Consider the following 25815-nt stretch of genomic DNA (forward strand, 5'->3'; position numbering starts at 1 on the left):
TATTGATAAAACTTAATAATTTTGGTATTATTATTTGTATATTATAAAGAGAGGGGGGTATTGATATGATAATAAGAAAATCACAAATTAGAACAGATGAATCTAATTTAAGAGATGGTAAGGGATTAGTTAAAAGAGAGTTTATTGTTGAAGGTGACGACTTAAGGGGAAAGGCGAAGTTATTTTCAAAAATAACTATACCAGTAGGAAATTCTATAGGAATGCATGACCATGTAGACGACTTTGAAGTTTACTACATATTAAAAGGTAAAGGAAAAGTTTTAGACAATAATGAGTTTGTTGAAGTAAACGAGGGTGATGCAATATACACTGCGGATGGAAACAAACACTGTATAGAAAATATAGGAAATGAAGATTTAGAATTTATAGCTATTGTAATAAATGAGTAATAAAAAACTCTAGGATATTCCTAGAGTTTTTTATTGTGAATTAAAATTTCGCCTAAGTATAGTAAAATTTTATTATCATATATTAAACATTTTTAAAGTTTAAATATACATTTTAAAAAAAAATGTTATAATAGTAAATAGTGTTATTTTAATATAATATGGAGGATTTAAATGAGCAATACGAAATCACAAATAAAAGATATAATAATGGATTTCTCAAATAAAAACTTAAATAGAGATTTTACACAAAAAAGTACGGAAATCCTAGAAATACTAGAAGATGCAAATGCAGAAATAATAGAGACTTCAAGAACTGATATATGGGCTGCTTCTATATTAAACATAGTGTTAGATATGAACGGAGTATTTAACAAAAAACATTCAATGTACATGACTAAGAAAGATTTTTCTCAAAAAATAGGAGTATCAGCAGGAACTATAAAAAATAAAGCTGAAGCTATTAAAGAAATCTTAAACTTAGAAGAAAATGATGTAAGAGTAATAATATCTTCTGCTAATGATAGGACTGAAAATGTAGAACAAAAAGAAATATTAGCAAAAGAAGAAGTTGCAGTAACTACTGAAGTACCAGTTAAAGAAGTAAAAGACGAAAAACAAAAAATGTATAAACATTTCATGCAGTTAGCTCATGAAAGTAATGAGTTCAAAGAAAAAGTTGAAAATTTTGAGAATGCCATAAAAGTTGCAGTGAAAATGATAGAAAATAATGGTGAAGTTGTATATTGGGAAGATGAAATAACAAAACCATATATGATAGCTTTACAAGACTTAGGAAATTTATTTAATGATAATAAGGACTATGATTCGGCTAAGAGAGTATATGAATTATTATTAAATTTAAATCCATTAGATCATCAAGGTATAAGATATAAATTAATAAATATACTTATAGAAAAAAATGATAGAAAAGAAATAAATGATTTATTTGCAAGATATAAAGATGACAAAACGGCTATATGGTTATACAGTAAAACTTTATACTACTACAAAAACAACAATATCTTTATGGCAAAAGATGCATTAAAAGATGCTGTTAATTGTAATAAATATATAGCATTAAAATTAATAAAATGGACTGCTTTCATGCAAATGTCAGGAGTATATATAAATCCTATGTTATTCAATGAAGCAAACTTCTACTGTGAAGAGTCAATACATTTATGGAAAAAAACTAAAGGATCTATAGATTGGTTATTAAAAAATGTATTAAAAAAATAAGGCTGTAATTAAACAGCCTTATTTTTTATTTAATAAAACTATAAAGTCTTTAATACTAAAAGTACATTTACTTAAGATGAGAAGTAAAAAAAATTTTATATATCAAGCTTCAAATCACCAGGCTTTATCAAATTCTTATTTCTCATAAATTTAGCTATAATGAGAGTTATAATAGTTGGTAAAATGAAATGAAGAAGTAAAATTCCTATCCACATCATAGAACCGCCTTTGTTAGAAGCCTCCATGGCTGCAACTGTTCCAAATTGACCAACTAAACCAGAAGTACCCATACCAGAACCAATTGGTATATTTTCCATTTTAAATACAGTAGTAGATAAAGGACCAATAATAGCAGAAGCTAATGTTGGAGGTATCCAAATTTTCCAGTTCTTTATTATATTTGGCATTTGTAGCATGGAAGTTCCTATTCCTTGTGCAAATAAGCCACCCATGCCATTTTCTTTATAACTCATTACTGCAAATCCAACCATTTGACAACAGCATCCTACTGTTGCAGCTCCACCAGCTAGTCCACTTAGTTCCAACATTATACAAATGGCCGCACTACTTATTGGCAAGGTTAGCGCTATTCCAACTAATACAGCAACTAAAGCCCCCATAAATATAGGTTGCATATCTGTTGCTTTCATAATTAAATTTCCAAATGTTGTCATAAATGCAGATACGGCAGGACCAGTAAACTGTGCAACTAAAACTCCAACTATAATAGTTACTGCAGGAGTTACTAGTATATCAACTTTGGTTTCTTTAGAAACGATTTTCCCAAATTCAACTGCAAATATGGTTGCTAAAAAAGCACCAACAGGACCGCCTAATTCATTTCCACAAGCTCCAACTAAGGCACAAGAAAACATAACCAAAGGAGGTGCTTGAAGTCCATAAGCAATAGCAACAGCAATTGCAGGACCTGTAACTTGCTTAGCTAGTGGATTTATTACATCTGTAAATAAACTTATTCCAAGCTTATCTCCTAAAGTATTAAAAATAGTACCGATTAATAATGAAGCAAAAAGTCCAAGAGCCATATAGCTTAAGGCATCGATTAAATATCTTTGTACAGATATTTCAATATTTTTATCTTTAGCGAATTGTTTTAGGCTTCGCCTATTTCTAACTTTACCCATTATAAAACTCCTTTCAACAATAATCACCTTTACAAATATTATAATTAGTTTTATTTTTATATACAAATATTATTAATAATTTAACATAAAAATATTTAGTTTTAAAAAACATAATAATGATAATAATTGAAGTATAGAAGAAAAGGAAGATAATTGTTATAATTTATAATAAAATAAAAATTAAAAATAATGAAATTTAATAACATAATTTGAATTATTTTGAAATAATATTTATTAAAGATATTACAAGGATTTATATATATTATAAATAATAATAATAAATAAAAATTTTGTTTTAGAATATATTAGGGTGAGTGAATAGTATTAACTTGAAGGAGGGTGGAGATGAAAAAAGTTGATAAAGATAAAAAAATTATATTTATAGTTGGACTTCTACCATTATTATTTTTTATTCAATATTATATTTTTAAATCTGGAGCCGTACCTCCTATGATCAAAGGTGTAAATATTAAAATAATAGAAGGACAGTATATACAAGATATAGATAAGTATGTGGTTAAACTTGGTGACAGTGTAGTACTATCAGCAGGAGACTATATTAAAATTCCCGGATATGCTAAAGATCCCCAAATAAAGTTTACTATTTTAGATAATACAAAAACTATAGAACTTAAAGATAATAGTAATAAAGAAACTAATACAGTTACATTAAATGCACTAAAAGCTGGTTATACTTCAGTGGCAATTATGCAAAATTCTAGAGTATTGCAAAAGGTAACTATTAGAGTAGTAGACCCATTAATAGAGGATTTAAATGTATCTGTAGATGGTAAGTTGAAGTACGTGGGTGATGAAGCAGAGATAACTAGTTCTGTGGAAGTAGATTATAAAGAATTTAATAATACATACAATGTAACTTATGAAAGTTCGAATGCAAATGTATTGCAAGTAATTAATAATAAGATAAAAGCTGTTGGAGTAGGAAAAGCAACCATATATGCAAAATCAAAGGATAAGGTGGAAGCAATAAGATATACTATTGTAGCTAGGGTTAAAGGAATTCAAATAGATAGTAGCTTTGATATAACAGTGGGTCAAGTAATAAAATTAAAACCTAAAATAATAACAGCTCCTAAAAATTTAACTTCACCAAGAATTTCATATAAATTTTCTCAATCTAAGTTACCTGTGGAAAGAGCAATAACCTTTGAAGATGATGGAACTATAGTTGGCATAAGACAAGGTAGTGAAAAAATAACTATAAGTTGTGGAGAAGGAGAAAATAAGAGAATCGAAGTAGTAACCATAAATGTAAAAGAAGGAACTCTAGAAAATAGTATGATAAGAAACTTATTTTCTAAGCATATTATTGAGGAGAATAAGCTTAAAATTGCCTTAAGTTGGGATATTTTAAATGGTGCCACGAATTATGATATTTATATTAAAGATAATATAAAAGGTGATTCAGGATTTGAACTATATAAATCTATAACTCAAGAATCCTTTTTAAAAAATTCAAATATTATAATAAGTATAGACTTAGATGAAGACATTAATGAGGTTTCATATGAAATTTATGTTGTTGGAAGAAATGAAGAAGGGACATCTAAGCCAAGTAATATTGAGAGTATAAAAGATACTATTATAAAAGATGAAGAAGAAAATGATGATGAAGAAGGAAAAGGAGAAGTATCACAAGATCAAACTTAATTTATTCATAATATATAGATATCCTAATATATATTAGTAAAAAGAATGATTAGGGGAGAGTTATATTGGAAAGAAGAGCTAAGAGAATTAACGAAATATCCAAAAATCTTGCAGAAGAAGCTTATAAGGCTTATGCTGGTAAAAAAGATTATAAAAGAGCCTTAGAGATATATTGTTTATTAGCTGAGTCAAAATGTGTTCCAAAGGAAATCTCAAATTTCTCAAAAAATATGATGGGTAGGCTTAGTAAAAAAATTGAAGATACACATCATTAAGTAATTAAAAGTCCCATTTTATATGGGGCTTTTTTACGTGTCTTAAAACCTTCAATCATCATAAATGTACATATTTGCTAATATAATTAATATAGAATCGTATTTACTTACAATGGAGGTGATTAATATAGATTATGAGGTAGTTGTTAAATACAATGGTGATATATTAAAATTAGAAGATGAATTAGGTGTGGATGTTGAAATATTAAGTCCCACTTATGCCATAATAATAGCCGATGATCCTAATAAATTTGACCAGTTATTAAATTATAGTGAGATAGAATATGTGGAGAAACCATTTATATTAGAAACCCAAGATGTACAAAGTTTTTCTAGTACAGGTATAATAAGTTTTAAAAATAGAACAGGCCTAACTGGAAAAGGTACAATTATAGGGATGATTGACTCAGGTATAGACTACACTCTTCCTATTTTTAGAGATGCTAGTGGAAGATCAAAAATATTATATTTATGGGATCAGTCTATCAGAGGGACACCACCAGAGGGATTTAAATCAGGAACTCTATATACAAATGAAGATATAAATCAGGCTATAAATGGTGAAAAAAATATTCCTATACCCATAACAGCATCTCATGGTACTCATGTATCAGGAATAGCTGCTGACATTGCAAATGATGCTGACATAATTTTTGTTAGAGTGGGAAGTAGACAGACGGATTATTATTCTAAAAGTACAGAGTTTATGAGAGCAATTAAATTTATTTTAGATAGATCCCTTGAATTAAAGAGACCAGTAGCAATAAATGTTAGTTATGGTAGTAATGAAGGATCTCATAAAGGTTTATCTTTGTTTGAACAATATATTGATGATCAATGTCTATTTTGGAAAAATAATATTGTAGTTGCAGCAGGAAATAATGCTAATAAAGGAGGACATAAGAGAATTCAGCTTACAGAAAATTCAGATGAAGATGTAGAAATTATTATTGGTGAAAATGAAATGATTATTAATATAAATATTTGGCCCAATTTTATGGATGAATTTTCAATAACAGTAATAAATCCATCTAATCAATCATCTCAAGCTTTATCAATGGATAATCCTAATTTAAATAATACCATGGGAAATACAAGAATTACAGGCATTTTTTACCCAATAGAACCATATTCTCTTGCTAGAAGAGTTACCATAAGATTATTTACTACATCAATTGAACAAGGTATAAATTCGGGAATATGGAGATTGAAATTTAGACCAATAAAAATAGTAAATGGACAAATAGATTTATATTTACCAACATCAGAGGGTATAAGCCCAGATACAAGATTTCTTTCCCCAAGCAATATATTAACTGTAACAGTTCCAGGAACAGCAACTAGAGTTATAACTGTGGGGAGTTTTGACTCAAGAACAGATACAGTATCACTTTTTTCAGGAAGAGGAGATATAAGTTTAGGAATTTATAAACCAGATATACTGGCTCCGGGAGAAAATATTTTATCATATTTACCAGGAGGAACGATAGGTTCTCTTACCGGAACAAGTATGGCAACTCCACATGTAACAGGAGTATGTTGTTTGTTAATGGATTGGGGAATAGTACAAAGAAATGATTTGTTTTTATATTCTCAACGATTAAAAGCCCTTTTATTAGATAATGCAAGAAGAATAGAAGGTCAGTCTTATCCCACGAATGAATTGGGTTATGGATTTTTATATATGAGAAATGTCATACTAAAATCTTATAAAGAGAATGAAATAGAGAGTTTATTTAGAACTAGTAAAAATGCATATGACATTAATGCTAGAGTGAATGACACCAGTAATAGGGCTTTTCTTATTATAAAAGAAGGATTTTTGGATGAATTAAGAAGTATGGGATTGGAATATAAATTTACAAAGTTATCGGAAAATACAGGTATTTTGAATACTTCAAATGTCTATGAAGATGCTCTATTAAAATTATTTGAATCTGAAGTTACTGTTAGAGCAACAAATATAGTAAGTATGGAATCAATGGGCAGACCATCTTCAGGAGAAAGTGGAGGCGTAAATGCAAATGAAGAAATAGGTGTTAATTTTATAAAAAATAATCCTAATATGAACATAACAGGAAAAGGTGTACTTATTTGTGTAGCAGATTCTGGTATAGATTATTTGCATGAGGATTTTATCTATGAAGATGGAAGGAGTAAAATTGCATATATATGGGATCAAACAAAAGAAGGTAATCCTCCTAAAGGATTTTATATAGGAACGGAATATACCAAAGAAGATATTAATAAAGCTATAGCTTCTAAGGATAATAGTTTGACAAAAGATGAAACAGGTATTGGAACATTGATTAGTGGTATATGTGCAGGCCTTGGCAGAGTGAAAAAACAATATGAAGGTGTGGCACCACAGGCCGAATTAGTAATAGTAAAATTGAAAACAGAAGAAGGTGCTACAAATAATGCATATTTTTATATAGCAAGACAATATGCACTCTCCAAAGCGCAAGAACTTAAAAGACCTATAGTAATGAATGATTCTGTAGGTAATATTTTGCAGACTGGTTATATAAGTGGAATTGTAGAAAATGAATTAAATTTATTAAAAGGATATTGTGAAGTGGCAGCTGTTGGAAATGAAGCTAATACTCGAACTCATGTTAGTGGAAAAATTAATAGAGCGGGAGAAAGTAAGGATGTGGAGTTTGAAGTAACAAAGACTGAACCTATTTTGAAAGTTTATTTATGGGTGGATAGACCAGATGAAATAAATGTAAAGATCATATCTCCAAGTGGAGAAGAAAGCAAAGATATTTCAGTGAGGTATTATATAACAGTAGATGGAGAATTTAATTTTGAAAATACTAAATATTCCATAAGTTATGTATACCCAACTATTTTTTCTGGCCAACAATTAGTCCAAATTATTTTTTATAATATAACAAGAGGTACATGGAAGATAAGATTGACAGGATTATTTATAATAAGTGGTAAATACAATATTTATATGGACAATAATGTTTTTTTAAATGAAGGAACAAATTTCTCTAATTCAGATCCATTTTATACAGTTAACTTTCCGGCTACACAAGATTATCTTATATCAGTAGGAGCCTATGATTTACAAAATAATAATATATGGCCACCATCATCTAGAGGTCCTAGTATACAAAATGAATTAAATCCTAATATTATAGCTCCTGGGGTAAACATTATTGGGCCATATCCCAATAATACTTATGGAAAATTAACAGGAACAGCAGCGTCAGCAGCCTATGTAAGTGGAGCGTGTGCTTTATTTTATCATTATACAATAGTAGACAATAAATGTCCAAAACAAGGATTCACACCTAATATTAAAGCATTTTTGCAATTAGGTGCAAGAAGAAATGAAGGAACCATATATCCCAATAATATAGGAGGATATGGTGTATTAAATGTTAGAGGTACATTTGGACAATTTATATAGGAGGTGAATGAAAAATTAGAATTGAGGAAAATTCATATATTATACTATATAGATTATCAATAGAAGAAGTTAAAAAGAGTCTACAAGATAATGGTATAGATAACTTTATACCTTTGAATAATCAAGCAGGTGTTATTTATACACCTAAAGATTATGATTCAAAACAGCTTAATAATATAGATGTGATAGATTGGTGGGAAGAATCTGTACCCATGAGCACACTGATTAATATTACAAATAATTTGAAAGAAGGAGTAGATATTCTAGCTGCTTCTGGTATAAGGACTTTTAATAATCCTTATGTTAATTTAAATGGAGAGGGTATTCTAGTTGCCATTATAGATTCTGGAATAGATTACTTACACCCAGATTTTATAAAAGAAGATGGCACTAGTAAAATAGTATCTATATGGAATCAAGAAAGTGATAAGTCAAAACCACCAATTGGTATGACTTTTGGTTCAGAATACTCAAATGAGGAAATAAACCAGGCAATAATAAATAAAAATGGAGATTTATGTACAGATGAAATTGGAACAGGGACTATGACAGCTGGAATTATTGCTTCTGGAGGAAAAATAAAAGAAAATCATAAAGGAATTGCTCCAAATGTCGAGTTGATAGTAGTTAAATTAAGAAAATATGAAAACACATATAGAAAAAATAAAATAAATTATGAGAGTTCAGATTTTTTTGCAGCCATATCCTATGTGATTTCTGTATCAAAAAAATTAAATAAGCCTTTAATAATTAACTTTTCTGTAGGTGCATCATCAACGTCACTATATAATTTATCAATACTTAATACTTTTACAGACTTATCTCAATCAGGAACATTAATTGTAAGTGGCACAGGAAATGAGGGAAATACAGATATACATTATTCTGGTCAATTTAGTAAAGGTGTAACTTTTGAAAAAGATGACTATCAAGATGTGATATTGCAAGAAGGAGATGATACTAATATTGATATTACTATAAATTTTCTTGGACCAGATAAAATTAAAGTAGCTATAATATCCCCATCAGGTGAAATTAGCCAATTGTGCGAATATGTTCCTGGTAATTATAAAATTAATGGTAGTTTCAATTTAGAAAATACAAATTATTCTATAGAATATGTTTTGCCTTGGTTGTTATCAGGTGGTACTGTTATAAAAATTAAATTAAGAGATATTAAACCAGGTATTTGGACCATTAGAATTATTCCAGAGTATATTATAAATGGTAATTACAATTTATATATACCAAACAGAAATATTATATCTCCAACAACAAGATTTTTAGATGGTGATTCATCTTATACTATTACAAGATTTGGTCTTTTAAAATATGTAATAACTGTAGGAGTTTACAATGAAAAAACAAATTCCATGTGGCTTGGGTCATCAAAAGGACCTCATGGTGAAAGACAAATAAAACCTGACATTGTTGCTTCTGGAGTAGATGTTATTTCTACTTTTTTAAATAATACTTATAACACAGGAACTGGAAGTGGAATAAGTTCTTCCATAGTTTGCGGAATTTTGGCATTAATAATGGAGTATATTTTAAAACAAACTTATTTGCCAAGGTACTCTCTTTATAACGAACCACTAAAAACATATTTAATGATTGGAGCAACTAAAAACAGCTTATATACTTACCCAAACATATCACAAGGTTATGGACTTTTAAACTATGAAAATACTCTAATAAAAATTGCTAACAATATTAATTAAATTTGTAATAAAAATTAAATTAAATTAAATATGAATTATTATAGAATTTTAGTGAAAAATAATAAAAAGATTTATAAAGGAATCAAAAAATAATAATTATTATTTAAAGGAGGTAAGACTTGAATACAAACAAAGACAACGTAAATCATGGAGTTAGTAGACAACTTAGAGGAAAAGACAATGAAAGATTATGCTCAACTACCCCAGTGAATAATGGTTATACAGCGGCCATACTAGACAAACAGGATGAGTATCCAGATAGTAAGGTTCCAATTCCTTCCTTAGACAGTGTGATAGAAGCAAAAGACTGGGTAGATAATGGTAGTAGAACTTAAAATACTAAAATTAAAATAGGGAGTTTAACTCCCTATTTTAATTTTAGTGAAATAATAAATAAGTGTGGAGGAAATTTTGGAGATAAGAATGTAATAATATTTAGAAAATACTTATTGACATTACCTATTAATTGAGATATTATTTAAATTACCAAAATTAATAAACGAAAATAAATGCTGTGAAGGGAAGAGTAATTATATTTTGAAGTTAAAGCGAGCTGGTTATGGTGGAAGTCCAGTACCGATTATATAGTGAAAAACATCCTCGAGCTACTAAGAGAAATCTTTTAAGAGAGTAGATTTAGTCGGAACCAAACCGTTATCATATTGGTGATGTATGTTAGTATATCAATAGAGTTGAACTTGATTAAAGTTAAATTAGGTGGTACCGCGGAAGTATAGTCTTTCGTCCTAAATATTTAGGATGAAAGACTTTTTTTATTATATTGTCTTTAATTGAAGTTGTATAAATAGGCAAATTTAAGTCAATAAAAATAAAAAATTAGTTTTTATTAAACAATATTTTTCTTATTTCAATTAATGTATAATGTTAATAAAGAATATTTTTAGATAAAATAGATAAAATACATAAATAGGAGGTAAAATTATGCAAAAAAATTTTATAGAAATAAAAGATCTTTACAGAGATAAAGAACAATATATAGAAAAAGATGTAAAAATAGCTGGATGGATAAGAACATCTAGAATATCAAAAAACTTTGGATTTATAGAACTAAATGATGGTTCATTTTTCAAAAATATGCAAGTTGTTTTAGATGATAAATTAGAAAACTTTAAAGAAATAGGAAAATTACCAATAAGTTCTTCTATATTAGTAGAAGGTAAATTAGTAGCTACAGAAGGTGCTAAACAACCTGTTGAAATACATGCTACAAAAGTAGTCTTAGAAGGTGAATCAGATAATTCATATCCTTTACAAAAGAAAAGACACACAGTAGAATACTTAAGAACAATAGCTCACTTAAGACCAAGAAGTAATATGTTCTCAGCAGTATTCAGAGTAAGAAGTGTGGCAGCTTATGCTGTACATAAATTCTTCCAAGAAAGAAACTTCGTATATTCACACTCACCAATAATAACAGGTAGTGACTGTGAAGGTGCAGGAGAAATGTTTAGAATAACAACTCTAGACTTAGATAATGTTCCAAAAACTGAAGAAGGAAAAATAGATTATTCTGAGGACTTCTTTGGGAAAGAAGCTAACTTAACAGTTTCAGGACAATTAAATGCAGAAATAATGGCTTTAGCTTTTAGAAATGTTTATACATTTGGACCAACTTTCAGAGCTGAGAATTCTTACACTGGAAGACATGCTTCAGAGTTCTGGATGATAGAACCAGAAATAGCTTTTGCTGACTTAGAGGACAATATGGAACTTGCTGAGGATATGGTAAAATACATAATAAACTATGTATTAGAGCACTGTCCAGAAGAAATGGAATTCTTCAATGCATTTGTAGACAAAGGATTATTAGAAAGATTACATAATATAGTAAGTTCTGATTTCGTAAGAATAACTTATACTAAAGCAGTAGAGTTATTATTAGAATCAGGAGTAGAATTTGAATATCCAGTAGAGTGGGGAATAGATTTACAAACTGAGCATGAAAGATATATAACAGAAAATATATTCAATGCTCCAGTATTCGTAACTGACTATCCAAAAGATATAAAAGCATTCTACATGAGATTAAACGAAGATGGAAAAACAGTTAGAGCTATGGACTTATTAGTTCCAGGTGTTGGAGAAATCATCGGAGGATCTCAAAGAGAAGAAAGACATGATGTATTATTAGAAAGAATCGACGAATTCGGATTAAATAGAGAAGATTACTGGTGGTATTTAGAACTTAGAAAATTCGGTACTGCTACTCATTCAGGATTTGGTTTAGGATTTGAAAGAATGATAATGTACTTAACAGGTGTATCAAACATAAGAGACGTTATACCATTCCCAAGAACTCCTAAAAACTGTGAATTCTAATTTAAAGTAAAGATATAAGGACTTATTATAATTTAATTATAATAAGTTCTTTTTTTGTATATATATTAATATAGCCTTTGGCAGGAGGTAATTAATATGAAAAAGATAAGTATTAGCTTTGATGGTGATTCAAATAAAACTATTTCCTTTCAAGTTCCACAAGAAGAAAGGGAAGTAGATATTCATATTTATGCAGATTTTAATGAGGAATTTCAAGTGTGTATTATAAATCCAAATAATAAAAGATCTCAATTTATTTCAAATGATATGCCAATTATAAAAAATAAAATAGATAATATAAAAATAAAGGGAGACACTTATATATTTAAGGAAAATAGTTATCACAAAAAAATAAGAATTACATTATCAGTAAATGATGAAAAAGAAAATATATGTGAAGGTAAATGGAAACTTTTATTTGAATCTAAGGAAAAGATAAGAGGAATTATTAATGTGTATATTAATTACTCTAGCTCTTTTTATGATTTAAAAAAACTTATGAAATTAAATAGACAATTGCCATCGTATTTTAATATTAGACTCACATTAGCTGTTCGGTATAATCCAGGTTTTGAAGAAGATTTAAAAGAAATAGCTCCTAATTATGAGTTTTTAAAAATAAGTGAGAGACTAGGTGTATTATTGGCATATATTAATTTTCAAAATATTGATTCTGTAGAAACATTTGAAAAAGTATTAGCAATTAATAGTGCGGATCAAATTATAGGTATTGCAAATTACAACTCTCTTTCAGTTATTTCACAGGGAACTACAAATGGTGTAAATGCAAATGAAGAAATAGGCGCAAATTTTTTTAAAAATAATCCTAATTTACCTTTAAGTGGAAAAGGAGTATTGATTGGTTTAATTGATACAGGAATAGATTATTTACATCCAGATTTTATATATGATGATAATACAACAAAAATTGTATCCATATGGGATCAAAGTAAAGATGGTAAACCTCCGAAAGGATTTTTTATAGGTAGTGAATATACTAAAGAAGATATAAATAATGCAATACTAGATAATAATAATTCATTATCAATTGATGATGAGGGTAGTGGAACAATGTTGGCAGGAATATGTGCTGGAATGGGAAAAGTAAATAAAAATTATGTAGGTGTGGCTGAAGATGCAGAGTTAATAATAGTAAAAATGGGAAAATTTGATGGAAATTATAATAGTGCCATGGTAACTGCAGGATTTGATTATATTAAGCAAAAAGCTAGAGAACTTCAAATGCCAGTTATTGTTAATTTTGGATTCGGAAGTAATAATATTGTGGCAATATCAGATAGAGATTTAACTGAGTTAACTTTTTATGAAAGAGGGGTTTGTTTAGTAAATGCAGCAGGAAATGAAGGAAATACTGATACTCATAATAGTGGAAGATTATTATATAAAAATGATGTAAAAACTATAGAATTAGAAGTTAATGAATTTGAAGAAAGTATTAATATTGAAATATGGTTTAACAAACCTGATATAGCAAGAGCAGCTGTATTATCACCTAGTGGGGAATTAACAAGAGATGTAGATGTATCTATAGCTAGTGCAGTATCTGGAATCTTGGATTTAGAAGGTACAATTTATGCAATCACGTACCTATTTCCAACACCATATTCTGGACAACAACAAGTTATAATTAATTTGATTAATGTACCAAAGGGAATTTGGAAAATAATATTAACAGGAACATATATAATAGATGGAGAATATAATGCTTACTTATCAAATCGTGTGTTGTTAAAACCAGGTACAAAATTTATTAACTCAGATCCAAATAAAACTATAAATTTTCCTGCCACTTATAAAGATAATGTTACTGTGGGAGCTTATAATACTCTTAACAATAGTGTATGGCCATCATCTTCTAGAGGCAATACTATAAGTAATTTACTTAAGCCCGATATTGTAGCACCTGGAGTAAATATTATAGCACCCTATCCTGGAGGTGGATATGCAACTATAACGGGAACTGCACCAGCGGCAGCTTATACATCAGGCTGTATAGCATATTTATTACAATACAATTTTGTAGAGAAAAACTATGCTAGAGTAGCATTTGTTCAAAAAATAAGAACATATTTAAGAGCTGGAGCTACAAGGCTTGATAATATATCATATCCTAATAATAGTTTAGGTTATGGTTTTTTAAACATAAGAGGAGCATTTTACCAATTGAGGTAGGCTACCCAAAAACTTCTAAAAACTGTGAATTCTAATTTAAAATAAAAGATATAAGGACTTATTATAATTTAATTATAATAAGTTCTTTTTTTGTATATATATTAATATAGCCTTTCACAGGAGGTAATTAGTATGAAAAAGATAAGTATTAGCTTTAATGCTGATTCAAATAAAACTATTTCCTTTCAAGTTCCACAAGAAGAAAGGGAAGTGGATATTCACATTTATGCAGATTTTAATGAGGATTTTCAAGTGTGTATTATAAATCCAAATAATAAAAGATCTAAATTTATTTCAAATGATATGCCAATTATAAAAAATAAAATAGACAATGTAAAAATAAAAGGAGAGACTTATATATTTAAGGAGAATAGTTACCACAAAAAAATAAGAATTACATTATCAATAGATGATGAAAAAGAAAATATATGTGAAGGTAAATGGAAGCTTTTATTTGAATCTAAGGAAAAAGTAAAAGGAATTATTAATGTATATATTAATTACTCTAGCTCTTTTTACGATTTTAAAAAACTTATGAAATTAAATAGACAATTGCCATCGTATTTTAATACTAGGTTTATATATGTTGTTTTATATGAACCAGGTTTTGAAGAAGATTTAAAAGAAATAGCTCCTAATTATGAGTTTTTAAAAATAAGTGATAGACTAGGTGTATTCTTTGCATATTTTAATTTGCAAAATATTGATTCTGTAGAAACATTTGAAAAAGTATTAGCAATTAATACTGCCAGTCGAGTTATAAATATTGTAAAGTACAACTCTCTTTCAATTATTTCACAGGGAACAACAAATGGTGTAAATGCAAATGAAGAAATAGGAGTGAATTTCTTTAAAAATAATCCTAATATATCTTTAAGTGGAAAAGGAGTATTAATTGGTATAGTTGATACAGGAATAGATTATTTACATCCAGATTTTATATATGATGATAATACAACAAAAATTGTATCCATATGGGATCAAAGTAAAGAGGGTAAACCTCCAAAAGGATTCTTCATTGGTAGTGAATATACTAGAGAAGACATAAATAATGCAATACTAAATAATGATAATTCATTGTCAGTTGATGATGAGGGTAGTGGAACCATGTTGGCAGGAATATGTGCTGGAATGGGAAAAGTAAATAAAAATTATGTAGGTGTGGCTGAAGATTCAGAGTTAATAATAGTAAAAATGGGAAAAGTTAATGGAAATTATAATAATGCCATGTCATCTGCAGGATTTGATTATATTAAGCAAAAAGCTAGAGAACTTCAAAGGCCAGTTGTTGTTAATTATGGATTCGGAACTAATAGTTTTGCAGGAAGACCAGATAGAGATTTGACTGAATTAACTTTTTATGAAAAAGGAGTTTGTTTAGTAAATCCAGCAGGAAATGAAGGAAATACTGCTACTCATAATAGTGGAAGATTATTATATAAAAATGATGTAAAAACTATAGAGTTAGAAGTTAATGAATTTGAAAAAAATATTTATATTGAAATATGGCTTAACAAACCTGATATAGCAAGAGTAGCTGTATTATCACCTAGTGGGGAATTAACAAGAGATGTAGAACCATCTATAGCCGGGACAGTTTCTGGAATCTTGGATTTAGAAGGTACAATTTATTCAATCACATACGTATTTCCAACACCATATTCTGGCCAACAACAAGTTAGAGTTAATTTAACAAATGTACCAAAGGGAATTTGGAAAATAATATTAACAGGAACATATATAATTGATGGAGAATATAATGCTTACTTATCAAATCGTGCACTGTTGAAACCAGGTACAAGATTTACTAACTCAGATCCAAATAAAACTATAAATTTTCCTGCCACATATACAGACAATATTACTGTGGGTGCCTATAATACTATTAATAATAGTATATGGCCATCATCTTCTAGAGGCGATACTTTAAGTAATTTACTTAAGCCAGATATTGTAGCACCTGGAGTAAATATTGTAGCACCATATCCTGGAGGTGGATATGCAACTATAACAGGCACTGCACCAGCGGCAGCTTATACATCAGGCTGTATAGCATATTTATTACAATACAGTTATGTAGAGGAAAACTATGCTAGAGTATCATTTGTTCAAAAAATAAGAACATATTTAAGCGCTGGGGCTACAAGGCTTGATAATATATCATATCCTAATAATAGTTTAGGTTACGGATTTTTAAACATAAAAGGGTCCTTTTTCCAATTGAGGTAGGCCCAAAATTATAATCCTGATTTTATAGCTGAAATAAAAACATAAGGACTTATTATAATTTAATTATAATAAATTCTTTTTTTGTATATATATTAATATAGCCTTTCACAGGAGGTAATTAATATGAAAAAGATAAGTATTAGCTTTAATGCTGATTCAAATAAAACTATTTCCTTTCAAGTTCCACAAGAAGAAAGGGAAGTGGATATTCACATTTATGCAGATTTTAATGAGGATTTTCAAGTGTGTATTATAAATCCAAATAATAAAAGATCTAAATTTATTTCAAATGATATGGCAATTATAAAAAATAAAATAGATAATGTGAAAATAAAGGGAGAGACTTATATATTTAATGAAAATAGTCACAACAAAAAAATAAGAATTACATTATCAGCAAATGATGAAAAAGAAAGTATATGTGAAGGCAAATGGAAACTTTTATTTGAATCTAAGGAAAAAGTAAGAGGAATTATTAATGTGTATATTAATTACTCTAGCTCTTTTTATGATTTAAAAAAACTTATGAAATTAAATAGACAATTGCCATCGTATTTTGACACTCAAGCTGACTATGCTGTTATATATCAATCAGGTTTTGAAGAAGATTTAAAAGAAATAGCTCCTAATTATCAGTTTTTAAAAATAAGTGAAAGACTAGGTGTAATATTTACATATGTTAATTTTCAAAATACTGATTCTGTAGAAAGATTTAAAAGAGTATTATCAATTGCTAGTTTGGATACATTTACACCTCTTGTAAGATACAACTCTCTTTCAGTTATTTCACAGGGAATTACAAATGGTGTAAATGCAAATGAAGAAATAGGAGTGAATTTTTTTAAAAATAATCCTAATATATCCTTAAGTGGAAAAGGAGTATTAATTGGTTTAATTGATACAGGAATAGATTATTTACATCCAGATTTTATATATGATGACAATACAACAAAAATTGTATCCCTGTGGGATCAAAGTAAAGAAGGTAAACATCCAGAAGGATTCTTCGTTGGTAGTGAATATACTAGAGAAGATATAAATAATGCAATACTAAATAATGATAATTCATTATCAATTGATGATGAGGGAAGTGGAACCATGTTGGCGGGAATATGCGCTGGAATGGGAAAAGTAAATAAAAATTATGTAGGTGTGGCTGAAGACGCAGAGTTAGTAATAGTAAAAATGGGAAAAGTTGATGGAAATTATAATAATGCCATGGTAACTGCAGGATTTGAGTATATTAAACAAAAGGGTAGAGAACTTCAAAGGCCAATTGTTGTCAATTTTGGATTTGGAAGTAATAGTCTTGTGGGAATGTCAGATAGAGATCTAACTCAATTAACTTTCTATGAAAGAGGAGTTTGTTTAGTAAATGCAGCAGGAAATGAAGGAAATACTGATACTCATCATAGTGGAAGGTTATTATATAGAAATGATGTAAAAACTATAGAATTAGAAGTTAATGAATTAGAAGAAAATATTTATATTGAAATATGGCTTAATAAACCTGATATAGCAAGAGTAGCTATATTATCACCTAGTGGTGAATTAACGAGAGATGTAGAGGTATCTTTAGCTAATGCAGTATCTGGAATCTTGGATTTAGAAAGGACCATTTATACAATCACATACATCTTTCCCACAGTATTTTCTGGGCAACAACAAGTTAGAATTAATTTAACAAATGTACCAAAGGGAATTTGGAAAATAGTATTAACAGGAACATATATAATAGATGGAGAATATAATGCTTACTTACCAAATCGTGCGTTGTTGAAACCAGGTACAAAATTTACTAACTCAGATCCAAATAAAACTATAAATTTTCCTGCCACTTATAAAGACAATGTTACTGTAGGAGCTTATAATACTCTTAACAATAGTGTATGGCCATCATCTTCTAGAGGTAGCACTATAAGTAATTTACCTAGACCTGATATTGTAGCACCTGGAGTAAATATTATAGCACCCTATCCTGGAGGTGGATATGCAACTATAACGGGAACTGCACCAGCGGGAGCTTATACATCAGGCTGTGTAGCATATTTATTACAATACAATTTTGTAAACCAAAATTATCCTAGATTAGCATTTGTTCAAAAAATAAGAACATATTTAAGAGCTGGAGCTACAAGGCTTGATAATATATCATATCCAAATAATAGTTTAGGTTATGGTTTTTTAAATATAAAAGGGGCATTTTACCAGTTGAGGTAGGTGAGAAATCATATGAGTAAGTCTTATGCGATTATATATACAGGGAATATAGCTGATGGGCTACTTAGGAATAATATAACTGATTTTATGATATTAAATAACAGGTTGGCAGTAGTATATGAGGATGATAATTTTGACGAAACTGTATTTACTACTATACCACAAGTTTCTTATTATACAAGAGATGACGAAATGAGTTCACTTATAAATATAACAAATAGATTAGAGATTGGAGAAACAGTATCAGAAGCATCACAAATAGATTATATCAATAAAAATCCTTATATTACATCCAGTGGCAAGAATATACTAATAGCCATAATAGATTCTGGCATAGATTATCTTCATCCTGATTTTATAAATGATGATAATACTACTAAGATAGTATCTATATGGGATCAAAGTAGTAATAAAAAAGATCCACCAAGTGGAGGTATATTTGGAAGTGAATTTACAAGAGAAGACATAAATCAAGCAATTAGAGAAAACAATAATGATTTGACAAAAGATGAAGTAGGTACGGGGACTATTGCAGCAGGAATATGTAGTGGAAGAGGGAATTTAAATCCTGCTTACTCAGGAGTGGCAGTTGATAGTGAACTAGTAGTTGTAAAACTTAGACAATATGAGGATAGATTTAAAGTGGGTACAAAAAATTATATTGATACTGATTTTTTAGCTGCAATAAAATATGTTTTAAATGTAGCAGACAAAGAAAATAAGAGTATAATTATAAATTTAACATTAGGAGCCAAAACATCGCCAGGAAATTTAACCACTTATTTAGATACTTTTACTGATTTAAATACGCCAAATACTATACTTGTATCAGGTGCAGGAAATGAAGGCAATACAGATATCCATTACAAAGGAAGTTTTACTAATGAACCTTATGTTGATACAAAAATACAAGTTGGAGAACAAAAATCTTTAGAAATGATTGTAACTGGGGTGGGTCCAGATAAAGTTGGAGCTATGATTATATCTCCATCAGGAGAGTTAAGTTTTAGATTAACTTACGCTCCAGATAGTTTTATTTATTATGGTACATTTAATTTGGAAGGTACATCATATACTATGAGAACAATATATCCTTATTTTTTTACTGGAAATCAAATAGTGAGAATATTTTTAGATAATATTAAACCAGGTATTTGGACTTTGAGATTATACCCTGAATTTACCATAACTAAAGAGTTTAACATTTATCTTCCTAATAAAAGTTTAATTTCTGAGGATACCAGATTTATAGATCCTAACTCATTTGCTACAATAACTAGATTTGCATATGGAACAAATGTAATCACAGTAGGAGCTTATGACAATAAAACTTCTAGTTTATGGGTAGGTTCTTCTAAAGGTTCTATAGAAATGCAAAGAGAAATAAAGCCAGATATAGTAGCTCCTGGGGTAGATTTAATATCCACATTTATAAATGAATCTTATACTACAGCTACAGGAACGGGAGTTAGTAGCTCTTTGGTTTGTGGATCATTAGCAATAATTATGGAGTATGTAGGTGCACAAGGTGTATTTGAGAAAAGTCGTATGACTACAAAAGTTTTAAAAACTTTTTTAATGTTAGGTGTAGAAACAAATGATATATACATTTATCCAAATGAATCCTATGGTTATGGAAATTTAGATCTAAAGAGGACTATAGAAGCTATTGCAAATCTTTTATAATTTAATTACTTCATTTAGCATATAAAATAAATGAATTTTAATTTTGTAAGTCAAATTATTTGACTATATTAATATAAAGAATTATATTTAAATATAGAAGAAAATTTAAGGAGTGAATGAAGTAGATGATTAATAGTGGACTTGTAATTGAAGGTGGAGGAATGAGAGGTGTATATACTGCTGGGGTATTAGACTTTTTTATGGAAAAAAACTTATATTTTGAAGATTGCTATGCAGTATCAGCAGGTGCTTGTCATGCAGCCAGTTATTACTCAAAGCAAATAGGTAGATCATTGAAAGTAATCTTAGATTATATTCATGATAAAAGGTATTGTAGTGTTAATAGTTTAATAAAAACAGGTGATATGTTTGGAGCTGAAATGCTTTATGATATAATTCCAAATGAGTTAGTATTATATGACTATGACACTTTTAATAAATTTAAGGGTAATTTTTATTCAGTTGTCACAAATTGTAAAACTGGTAAAGCTGAATATGTAAAAATAAAGGATATGAAAGAAGATATAGTTGCTGTAAGGGCGTCAAGCTCTTTACCTTTACTTTCTAGAATTGTAGAAATAAATGGAGAAAAATACTTAGATGGAGGTATTAGTGATTCTATTCCAATAAAAAAATCCATAGAAGATAATCATAAAAAAAATGTAGTAATATTAACGAGAGATAAGACTTATAGAAAGACTAAGACTGGTTTTTTACATTTATTTAAAATAAAATATAAAAAATATCCAAACTTAATAAAAGCCATTGAAAATAGATATAAAATGTATAATGAAACCATAGATTTTATTGAAGAAAAAAGAAAAAGTGGTGAAATTTTTGTAATACAACCAAAAGGTCCAGTTAGTATTAGTAGGGTGGAAAAAGATAAGACAAAGTTAAAAGATCTTTATAACGAAGGTTATAATGATGCAAAAGAATGTTATGAAGATTTAATAAAATTTATAAATAAAGAATAAAAAGCACTTAATTAGTGCTTTTTATTTTTTTATTCAATAGTTTTCCAAATTAATTTGTTATTTATAAACTCAATATGAATTTTTCCTTCGTCATGTAGATATGATAAAAAGGAACGTACAGTACTACCTATTAAAACATATTGGTTAAAGTCCATTTTTAAATTATAGAATGAAAATATTCTTTGTAAAATTTCTTCGAATATTAAATTATCTTCACAAAATTCACAAATTTTATAACAAATCTCTTTTACTTTATTAATATTTATATCTGCTAAATAAGTAATATCTTCATAGGTTTCTCCATGAGATGGAATAAACAACTTGCCTTTAAGATTTTTTATTTTATCTAATGTATTTAAATATTCTTTTACATCATAAATAAAAGATAGATGATATTTATTTATGATATTTTCACCAAACAAACAATCACCAATAAAATATATATTATCATCAGTTTTAATTCCAATCATTTGAAAAAAGTGACCAGGAAGATTTATATATTCTAACCCCTTTGGAAGATTATTATCTACATCTCCAGTAATTTTACTTGCTGTGGCCATTAAAAATTTGTTTCTAAGTTCTTTGCAAGGATACCCTCCGTACAAAAACGACGGTTCTAAAATGGGGTAGGAAGTAAAAGTATTTTCTATTGGTGTGGATATTATCTCACAGTTCCATTTTTTTTGTAAAAAATTATTACCACCAATATGATCTCCATTAGAATGAGTATTAATTATAAGTTTTAAACTCCATTCATTTTCATTTAAAATTTTATTTATTTTTCTACCCGCATCTTTGTCATTTCCACTGTCGATTAAACACACATCTTTATCATTTATCTTATAAATTCCTATTTTTACAGGACTATTTATATAGTAGGTCTTTTCGCCTACTTGAACTAATTCATACATATTAACATCTCCTATTATCTTACAAGTATATACAAAGATTGTATAGATAATTCATTATTAAAACAACATAAGTTAAAAGTATAAAAGTATAAAAGTATAAAAGTTTGTAAGTATTAAAGTAAGAAATTAATAAAATATTAATAATGAATTAAGGTATAATTAAGAAAACTTTGCTATAATTCATAAATATAATAAGAGAATCTATTTTGAAGTTAGTTAGGAGGGAGAAATTAAGATGAATATGGAAGAAAACTTAAATAAAAGTAAGTATGATAATTATTCAAAAGAAGATGGGAGATTAAATGTAAAAGAAAATATTCATTATTTTACTATAGAAAAAGACAATAATATTAATTGTCCTAAATGTGAAAATCCATTTAGCAAAAAGGATATTTATTGTAACAATTGCGGTGAAATTTTAGAGCATATTAAAAGTAAAAGAGAAAAATTCATAAATCAAGAAGGAGAGAAAACAAGATTTAAAGATATAGCTTCTAGTTTTGATTTAATTAATGGATTAAAGGCATCTGGTTTAGCTATTGCAATATTATTTGTTTTTTCTTTAATAATTAAATTTTTATTAGTTGGAAGTAATAATCAAATTAGTGAATTAATAGATCCATTACATATTATACTTTTTAGTAATTTAGCTAGTGTAAATATTTTTATGTCTCTTTTTATGAATAGTACTCAGTCAAGTGTAAACTTTGGATTTTTAATTTTATTAATATTGCCAATTATATCCCTAATATTACCATATAAAATGTTTATAAAAAAAAGAAATACATCTTTTATAGCTCATGTGAAAAATTCTTTAGGTGTAGCAATAATTTACGCTATTATACTATGTGTAATATCTAGAGTATCTCAAGTTGAAGTTAGTTTGTCTAATGGATTTAATCAAAATGGCTATGGAATTTTATTCGAATTTAGCACATTTAATGTTTTATTTAAAGGATTCATAATTAGTTTTATTTCCATGCTATTTATGGGAATGAAAAAAGAATATGAAGAAGAAAATATGATTGCAAATTTATTAAAAATATCTCTAAAAACTATTTTTGTAGGATATGTATTAGTATTTATAATATCTACAGTATTATATTTTGCAAATATAAATTACATTTTTGATTTAGGATTAAACTCTTATGCAAATGATATATCTTTAGGTGTATTTTTAAGTCAACTTGCAATATATTTATGGGCATTTGCAAATTTAGTACCTGTAAGTCTTGGTAGTGGATTTTTATCAATATTATCTTTGTTTAATTCGAATATTTCCTTAGATTTAATTTTGCTTTTAGGCGCTATGATGGCTCTATCAGCTTTAATATTTATAATTATTGGATGTAAAATAGAAAGTAAATATAAAATTAAAAGTATAAAACCAGTAATAATTTTTAGTGGATGTTATGCTGTGATTATGGCTATAATTGGTTTTTTAACAACTATTTATATAGGAAATAATGCAGCATCTATGTTAAGTTCTTTAAGTCCTATGCAAATGGGGTTCAACTTTATAATAGGATTGATTGCTTCATTTATATATAGCTTAATAATGACTTTAATCGGTTATAAATTAAATATTTTTAATTAATTTGGAGGAAGAAAATGAAGGATATGAAATTATCTAATATACAAAAAGAATCAGAAAAAATAAAAATAAAAAAAAGTATAAATGATTACGAGGATTTGAAAGCACAGGTATTATTAAAATTAGGAATAATGACCTATGATAAAATAAGAAAAGGTGAAATAATTGATGAAGAATTTAACTCATTATGTGATGAAATAAAGAGTTTTGATATAGAAATTTATACAAGACATATGCAACTTAGAAGTTTTGAAAATAAAAGTAACAAGATTGTTTGTCAATGTGGTTATGTTGCTTTTAAAAACGAAAAGTTTTGTCCTCAATGTGGTAGAAGCTTAATTGAAGAAAAAAAATCTTATATAATTTGTAAACATTGCAACCAAGAAACAGAAAAAGATTCGAATTTCTGTTCATGTTGTGGCAGTAAAATAAAAGAAGAATCTACATATTGTTATAATGATGAAGTTTATTTTGTAAATGAAGAAGTAAAGACAGAAGATATTATAATAGAAGAAATACCAGAAGTAAGTATGATAGATGAAGATTTTGGGAAAGAATTTTTGAAGAAAAAAGAAGAATTAGCTTTAGACGAAGAGAATTTTGAAGATGATATAGTAACAGATAATAATATAATAGAACAAGATTATATAGAAATAGAAGGAAGAGAATTTTTAAGAAGTCACCAAGATAATACACCGGAATAAAAGAAAAATAAGAGATATGAAAAGGCTATGATTAAGCTTTTTTATATCTCTTAAATTATATTATCCCAATTATTATTTACAACATTGTAAACAATAGTTGGGATAATATAATAGTTGTAAGAAATTTGATTTATTTATTAAGATGAAATGATTAAATTTATATGGTAAAATATATTGTAGTTAAAAATTTTGGAGGGATAATATGAAAAAAAGGAAAGCAAAGTCAAACAGTGAAAGTGAATATGATACTTTTAGTATTACTATGGAGTTAGAAAGACCTTTGCTTTACAATGATGAAAACAATTCAGACAAGAATAATAAGCTAAAGAAAGAGAATAAATCGCAAATAAGAAAAAAAAGAATTATAACTCTTTTGACTGTATTAACTATATTTGTAATAGGTTTTTTCATATGGCTAAGCAATGGATATTCTTTACAAGACGAAGACAAGAAGTATTTACAAAGTAGCTCTAAAGTAGAGGTTACTGTAGAAGGAGACTACACATACTTTAATCCAAAGAATGTAAGTGCGACAAAAGGATTTATTTTTTACCCTGGTGTAAGAGTAGATTCATCATCTTATGCAAAACTATGTAATGATGTTGCAAGTTATGGATATAAGGTAGTGACTGTAGATATGCCTTTTAATTATGCGAATTTTGGTAAAAACAAGGCCAATAAAGTAATTGAAGAGAATCCTGAAATTACAAAGTGGGTTATAGGAGGAGATTCTCTTGGGGGAACTGCCGCTTGCGAATATGCTGTAAATAATAAAAATGTTGAAGGAATAGTATTAATATCATCATATCCAAGAGAAAATATAAGTGAATTAGGTTTCAAGGTATTATCTCTTTGGGGAAGTAAAGATAATATTGTAGATTATAAAGAATTAATTAATTCTAAAACACAACTACCAAAAGATACAAAATATGTAGAAATAGAAGGAGCTAACCATTCTCAATTTGCAAACTATGGAATGTATAGTGGAGATGAGGAAGCTTTAATAAGTAATGATGAACAAATGGATACAACAGTGAGAAATATAGTTGATTTTTTATATAACATACAATAAT

The 25815-nt window shown here is 27.9% G+C and carries 18 protein-coding genes and 1 other annotated feature; of the genes, 16 read left to right on the forward strand and 2 right to left on the reverse strand.

From position 1 onward, the window contains the following. The first annotated feature begins 65 nt into the window (after positions 1 to 65). Complete coding sequence (locus TVTCOM_RS06380; RefSeq protein WP_434799014.1) at positions 66 to 410, forward strand: cupin domain-containing protein; 345 nt, start codon at positions 66 to 68, stop codon at positions 408 to 410. A gap of 171 nt (positions 411 to 581) precedes the next feature. Next, positions 582 to 1649 (forward strand): DUF6398 domain-containing protein, encoded by a 1068-nt coding sequence (locus tag TVTCOM_RS06385; RefSeq protein WP_434799015.1) that lies wholly within the window; start codon positions 582 to 584, stop codon positions 1647 to 1649. Between the two features lie 95 nt (positions 1650 to 1744). On the opposite strand, the gene TVTCOM_RS06390 is transcribed toward TVTCOM_RS06385, so the two are convergent. After that, positions 1745 to 2794, reverse strand: a complete 1050-nt coding sequence (locus TVTCOM_RS06390; protein WP_434799016.1) for a PTS transporter subunit IIC — start codon at positions 2792 to 2794, stop codon at positions 1745 to 1747. A 345-nt stretch (positions 2795 to 3139) separates the two neighbouring features. Between TVTCOM_RS06390 and TVTCOM_RS06395 the strand changes: the two genes are divergently transcribed. From TVTCOM_RS06395 to TVTCOM_RS06445, 11 genes are all read left to right on the forward strand, one after another. After that, positions 3140 to 4465, forward strand: coding sequence for a hypothetical protein (locus tag TVTCOM_RS06395; protein ID WP_434799017.1), 1326 nt, complete (start codon positions 3140 to 3142; stop codon positions 4463 to 4465). Between the two features lie 65 nt (positions 4466 to 4530). Next, positions 4531 to 4740 carry a hypothetical protein gene (locus TVTCOM_RS06400; RefSeq protein ID WP_434799018.1) on the forward strand — a complete coding sequence of 70 codons (210 nt, stop codon included), beginning with the start codon at positions 4531 to 4533 and terminating at the stop codon, positions 4738 to 4740. Between the two features lie 112 nt (positions 4741 to 4852). After that, positions 4853 to 8167, forward strand: coding sequence for a bifunctional germination protease/germinant receptor pseudoprotease CspBA (cspBA, locus tag TVTCOM_RS06405; protein WP_434799019.1), 3315 nt, complete (start codon positions 4853 to 4855; stop codon positions 8165 to 8167). 59 nt (positions 8168 to 8226) lie between these two features. Beyond that, complete coding sequence (gene cspC / locus TVTCOM_RS06410) at positions 8227 to 9888, forward strand: bile acid germinant receptor pseudoprotease CspC (protein ID WP_434799723.1); 1662 nt, start codon at positions 8227 to 8229, stop codon at positions 9886 to 9888. A gap of 119 nt (positions 9889 to 10007) precedes the next feature. Next, positions 10008 to 10223: a CDIF630_02480 family spore surface protein gene (locus TVTCOM_RS06415; RefSeq protein WP_434799020.1), complete on the forward strand. Its 216-nt coding sequence runs from the start codon at positions 10008 to 10010 to the stop codon at positions 10221 to 10223. A gap of 170 nt (positions 10224 to 10393) precedes the next feature. Then, positions 10394 to 10640, forward strand: a binding site (T-box leader). 190 nt (positions 10641 to 10830) lie between these two features. Further along, entirely contained in the window at positions 10831 to 12228 is a 1398-nt protein-coding gene (asnS, locus tag TVTCOM_RS06420) for an asparagine--tRNA ligase (protein ID WP_434799021.1), read from the forward strand. Between the two features lie 96 nt (positions 12229 to 12324). Then, the gene (locus TVTCOM_RS06425) at positions 12325 to 14421 is read left to right on the forward strand and encodes a S8 family serine peptidase (protein WP_434799022.1); all 2097 of its coding nucleotides are present in this window, start codon (positions 12325 to 12327) and stop codon (positions 14419 to 14421) included. 132 nt (positions 14422 to 14553) lie between these two features. Continuing rightward, the gene (locus TVTCOM_RS06430; protein ID WP_434799023.1) at positions 14554 to 16650 is read left to right on the forward strand and encodes a S8 family serine peptidase; all 2097 of its coding nucleotides are present in this window, start codon (positions 14554 to 14556) and stop codon (positions 16648 to 16650) included. 123 nt (positions 16651 to 16773) lie between these two features. Further along, a complete protein-coding gene (locus TVTCOM_RS06435; protein ID WP_434799024.1) occupies positions 16774 to 18870 on the forward strand; it encodes a S8 family serine peptidase in 2097 nt (698 codons plus the stop codon). A gap of 12 nt (positions 18871 to 18882) precedes the next feature. Then, positions 18883 to 20556 carry a bile acid germinant receptor pseudoprotease CspC gene (gene cspC, locus TVTCOM_RS06440; protein WP_434799025.1) on the forward strand — a complete coding sequence of 558 codons (1674 nt, stop codon included), beginning with the start codon at positions 18883 to 18885 and terminating at the stop codon, positions 20554 to 20556. 125 nt (positions 20557 to 20681) lie between these two features. Further along, a complete protein-coding gene (locus tag TVTCOM_RS06445; protein ID WP_434799026.1) occupies positions 20682 to 21533 on the forward strand; it encodes a patatin-like phospholipase family protein in 852 nt (283 codons plus the stop codon). Positions 21534 to 21562: 29 nt separating this feature from the next. Here the strand turns inward: TVTCOM_RS06445 and TVTCOM_RS06450 are convergent, their stop codons facing one another. After that, positions 21563 to 22444, reverse strand: coding sequence for an MBL fold metallo-hydrolase (locus tag TVTCOM_RS06450; RefSeq protein WP_434799027.1), 882 nt, complete (start codon positions 22442 to 22444; stop codon positions 21563 to 21565). A 235-nt stretch (positions 22445 to 22679) separates the two neighbouring features. Between TVTCOM_RS06450 and TVTCOM_RS06455 the strand changes: the two genes are divergently transcribed. The 3 genes from TVTCOM_RS06455 (at position 22680) to TVTCOM_RS06465 (ending at position 25814) form a co-directional block, all read left to right on the forward strand. Then, on the forward strand, positions 22680 to 24041 hold the full coding sequence (locus tag TVTCOM_RS06455) for a hypothetical protein (protein ID WP_434799028.1): 1362 nt from the start codon (positions 22680 to 22682) through the stop codon (positions 24039 to 24041). 14 nt (positions 24042 to 24055) lie between these two features. Further along, a complete protein-coding gene (locus TVTCOM_RS06460) occupies positions 24056 to 24742 on the forward strand; it encodes a zinc ribbon domain-containing protein (protein WP_434799029.1) in 687 nt (228 codons plus the stop codon). A 202-nt stretch (positions 24743 to 24944) separates the two neighbouring features. Next, positions 24945 to 25814 (forward strand): alpha/beta hydrolase, encoded by an 870-nt coding sequence (locus TVTCOM_RS06465; RefSeq protein WP_434799030.1) that lies wholly within the window; start codon positions 24945 to 24947, stop codon positions 25812 to 25814. The last annotated feature ends 1 nt before the right edge of the window (position 25815 follow it).

The sequence above is a fragment of the Terrisporobacter vanillatitrophus genome (assembly GCF_051148895.1).
GTDB classification, from domain to species: domain Bacteria; phylum Bacillota; class Clostridia; order Peptostreptococcales; family Peptostreptococcaceae; genus Terrisporobacter; species Terrisporobacter vanillatitrophus.